Genomic DNA, 3,620 nt, shown 5'->3' with positions numbered 1-3,620 from the left:
CGTGTGCGCGGGGCCCGGGGCGCGCCCGTCGGCGAGGTTGGTCACGTGCGGGCCGAACAGCACGCGGGACGGCGCGGTGCGCCCGGCCAGCGTGATCGGGCCGGTCGGGTCCGGGTCACCGGAGCCGGTCGTTGCCATGGGTGCTGGGTGCTTCCGGTCGTGGTCGGCGAGGACCGGTGGTCGGGGGACGGTGTCGGGATGCCCGGCGGGTCGGTGACCGCACGGGACATCCCGGGACGGCCGTCCCCGTGGGTTCGGGGACGGCCGTCGTGGGTGGCGACCGGCGTGCCGGTCGGGTCAGGGGCGGAACCCCGCCAGCGGGCTGGTGTCGCACGCACGGTCCGGTACCCGGTCCGGTGTGGACGCCGTCGCGTCCTCCGGCGGCCCCCAGCCGATCGGCACCGACACCCCCTTGCGGCCGGGCTTCGAGTGGTCCTTGTCCGGCTTCGGCACACCGGCGCCCACCCCCGCGAGCGCGCGTTCGCCGTTGCCCTTCACGCACTCCGGGTCGGGCCCGTCCAGCGGCAGCCCGGTGAAGAACTTCGCGGCCATGCACCCGCCCTGGCACGAGTCGTAGGCCGAGCACGAGGTGCAGGCCCCGCCGGTCTGCGGTTCGCGGAGCCGGGTGAACAGGTCGGACTCGCGCCAGACCCGGGTGAACCCACCCTCGTCGCGCACGTTGCCCGCCAGGAACTCCTCGTGGATGGCGAACGGGCAGGCGTAGACGTCGCCGACCGGGTCGATCAGGCACACCACCCGGCCCGCGCCACACAGGTTCAGCCCGGGCAGTGGCGTGGAGCCGAGCGCGTTGAGGTGGAAGAACGAGTCGCCGGTGAGCACGTTCTCGCCGTGCTCGACCAGCCAGTTGTAGAGCTGGAGCTGCTGGTCGGCGGTCGGGTGCAGTTCGTCCCAGGTGTCCGCGCCGCGGCCGGACGGGCGCAGGCGGGTGATCCGCAGCTGTGCCCCGTGGTCGTCGGCCAGCCGCTTGAAGTCGTCGAGCTGGTCGACGTTGTGCCGGGTCATCACGACGCTGATCTTGAAGTTCGTGAAGCCCGCGTCCCGCAGGTTCCCCATCGCGGACAGCGCGGTGTCGAACGAGCCGGAGCCGCGGACGTGGTCGTTGACCTCCGCGGTGGCGCCGTCCAGGGAGAGCTGCACGTCGACGTAGTCGGTCGCCGCCAGCCACCGGGCCCGCTCGGGCGTCAGCTTCACCCCGTTGGTGGAGAACTTCACCCCGACGTGGTGGTCGACCGCGTACTCGACGAGGTCCCAGAAGTCCGACCGCACCGTCGGCTCCCCGCCGCCGATGTTGACGTAGAAGACCTGCAGACGCTGGAGCTCGTCGATGACGGCCTTGCACTCGTCGGTGGACAGTTCGCGGGGGTCACGCCGCCCGGACGCGGACAGACAGTGCACACAGGACAGATTGCAGGCGTAGGTCAACTCCCACGTCAGGCAGATCGGCGCGTCCAGGCCGTGCTGGAAATGTTCGACCAGCTTCATGGCCACCTCTCATCGTGCTTCGATCGTGCCCGCGGACACCAGGCCCGCCAGCGCGTCGAGATACCGGGTGCGTTCGGGGGCGGGGACCCCCGCCGCGTCGAGCGTGGCCGGAACGTCCGGCTGGTTCTCCAGCTCACGGACCACGTCGACGAGCAGCTGGGTCTTCAGAAAGGACAGACGTCGGGTGCCGAAGTCGTACACCAATGCACCGAACGGCTCCGGCCGCAGTGCGACACCCGGGGAGAGCCGGTACGGCCGGGCCGGATCGAACGGCTCGGTGCGGACCTCGGCCTCGGCCTCAGTAGACACCGCACATGCCGTCGATGGAGACGTCCTCGACGAGCAGATCCTCTTCGACGGTGTCGGACGCGGCCGGGGCGCTCGTGTCGACCGTGGTCTCGGCTTCGTTCATGGGAGGCTACTCCTTGTCCGAGTAGGGATGACGACCGTGCGTGCCACAGTAATGGCACCGAGTGCCAAATGGAAGGGGTTATGGCCGAGACGGATCCGGAGCCGACCGCGCGCCCGGGCAGACGGAGGTCGACCAGCCACGACGAGCTGGAGCGGGTGGCGTTCGCGTTGTTCGGGCGGGACGGATTCGACGCGACCACCGTGGACGACATCGCCCGTGCGGCGGGTATCGGCAGGCGGACGTTCTTCCGCTACTTCGACTCGAAGAACGACGTCGTGTGGGGCGACTTCGACGCCCACCTGGGACGGATGCGCGCGCGGTTGCGCGCCCGCCCCACCGACGAGCCGCTGACCGAGGCCATCCGGACGGCGGTGGTGGAGTTCAACCGGGTCGAGCCGGAGGAACGGCCGCGCCACCGCGCGCGGCTGGAGCTGATCCTGCGCGTGCCCGCGCTGCAGGCGCACTCCACCCTGCGCTACGCGGACTGGCGGGCGGTGGTGGCCGACTTCGCCGCCGAGCGCCTCGGGGCGCCGGTGACGTCGCTGTGGCCGCAGACCCTGGCCCACGCCACCCTCGGCATCGCCCTGGCCGCCTACGAACAGTGGCTCAGCACGGACGACGCCACCACGGACCTCACCACCCTCCTGGACCACGCCCTCACCGCCCTCACCACCGGCTTCGACCACCTCCCCTGACCCCGGCCCCCACCAGAACCCGCGAGTCGCCACCCCAGCCCCGCGAGTTGCCGCTTCGGAACCGGCGAGTTGCCACTCCGAACCGGCGAGTTGCCGTCTCTGGACCGCGAATCGCCACCCCCAGGCTCACGAGATTGTGTTCCCGGCCCACGGGTCGGCCGAGACCCGTCGAACCGACTCGGGAAGCCGCGGACGGTCGTCGCGCTGCCCGAGACGCTGTCAACGTCGACTCGCGGACCTGGAACGGTCGACTCGCAGACCTGGAACGTCGACTCACCGACCTGGAGTGGCAACTCACCGGCCTGGAGTGGCAACTCGCGGACCTGGAGTGGCGACTCGCGGGTCCGGGTGGCGGTCAGGTGGGGAGGGTGAGGGTGACGATTTCCGCGTGGGCCTCGCCGCCGGGGGTGCGGTAGGTGATCGTGTCGCCCTCCCCGTGGCCGGCGATGGCCTGGCCGAGCGGGCTGTCGGAGGTCAGCGCGGTCGCGTCGTCCTCGGCCTCGTCGACGTGGCCGACCACGGTCAGGTCCTCGGTGTCACCGTCGGCGAACCGCAGGGTCACCTTCGTGCCGGACGGCAATCCGCTCTCCGCCTCCTGGGACGGCCCGCCGTGCAGCAGATCGGTGATCTCGGCGATGCGCCGGTCCAGGCGCGAGGCCAGCTCCGCGCGTTCGAGCAGATCCGCCTGGTCGGCACTGTCACCCAACGGGTCCTCACCGAGCCGCGGTGCCATGGCCGCGCGCTGCTGCCGCAGCTGTTCCAGCTCGCGTTCCAGCCGTTCGCGGGTGGCCGGACTCAAACCTCCGGTCGACGTCATCCGCCCATTGTCAGGCCTGAGCGTCCGGCTCGCCACGTCATGGATCTCCGCCCTGCTGTGCGGTGTGTCTCGGGTGATCTCCACCGCGCCGCACGGCCCCGCCCGCGGTGCGTTCCACCCGCGCCGCCGTGCGGTCGCGGACGGGGCGGCTCAGCGGTCGTACCCGGCCTTGCGCAGCGCGTCGGCCATCGAC

The 3,620-nt window shown here is 71.4% G+C and carries 5 protein-coding genes; 1 reads left to right on the top strand and 4 read right to left on the bottom strand.

Features of this window, described 5'->3' with window-relative positions:
- Nucleotides 1-297 precede the first annotated feature (297 nt).
- The 3 genes from mftC to mftA are packed head-to-tail and all read right to left on the bottom strand — an operon-like array spanning nt 298 to nt 1,915.
- Nucleotides 298-1,503: a mycofactocin radical SAM maturase gene (mftC, locus tag SACPADRAFT_RS0206570; protein ID WP_007026927.1), complete on the bottom strand. Its 1,206-nt coding sequence runs from the start codon at nt 1,501-1,503 to the stop codon at nt 298-300.
- Between the two features lie 9 nt (nt 1,504-1,512).
- Nucleotides 1,513-1,812, bottom strand: coding sequence for a mycofactocin biosynthesis chaperone MftB (gene mftB, locus SACPADRAFT_RS0206565; RefSeq protein WP_007026928.1), 300 nt, complete (start codon nt 1,810-1,812; stop codon nt 1,513-1,515).
- A complete protein-coding gene (mftA, locus tag SACPADRAFT_RS0206560; RefSeq protein ID WP_007026929.1) occupies nt 1,802-1,915 on the bottom strand; it encodes a mycofactocin precursor MftA in 114 nt (37 codons plus the stop codon). The genes mftB and mftA overlap by 11 nt, the downstream gene beginning before the upstream one ends.
- Nucleotides 1,916-1,995: 80 nt before the next feature.
- On the opposite strand from mftA, the gene mftR reads away from it, so the two are divergent.
- Nucleotides 1,996-2,610 carry a mycofactocin system transcriptional regulator gene (gene mftR / locus SACPADRAFT_RS0206555; RefSeq protein WP_040924023.1) on the top strand — a complete coding sequence of 205 codons (615 nt, stop codon included), beginning with the start codon at nt 1,996-1,998 and terminating at the stop codon, nt 2,608-2,610.
- 355 nt (nt 2,611-2,965) lie between these two features.
- Here mftR and SACPADRAFT_RS0206550 read toward each other — a convergent pair whose 3' ends face one another.
- The gene (locus SACPADRAFT_RS0206550; protein ID WP_007026931.1) at nt 2,966-3,427 is read right to left on the bottom strand and encodes a GreA/GreB family elongation factor; all 462 of its coding nucleotides are present in this window, start codon (nt 3,425-3,427) and stop codon (nt 2,966-2,968) included.
- Between the last annotated feature and the right edge of the window lie 193 nt (nt 3,428-3,620).

The organism is Saccharomonospora iraqiensis subsp. paurometabolica YIM 90007, assembly GCF_000231035.2.
Classification (GTDB): domain Bacteria; phylum Actinomycetota; class Actinomycetes; order Mycobacteriales; family Pseudonocardiaceae; genus Saccharomonospora; species Saccharomonospora paurometabolica.
Note: the sequence above shows the minus strand (reverse complement) of the source record. Positions and strands in the feature narration are given on the sequence as shown.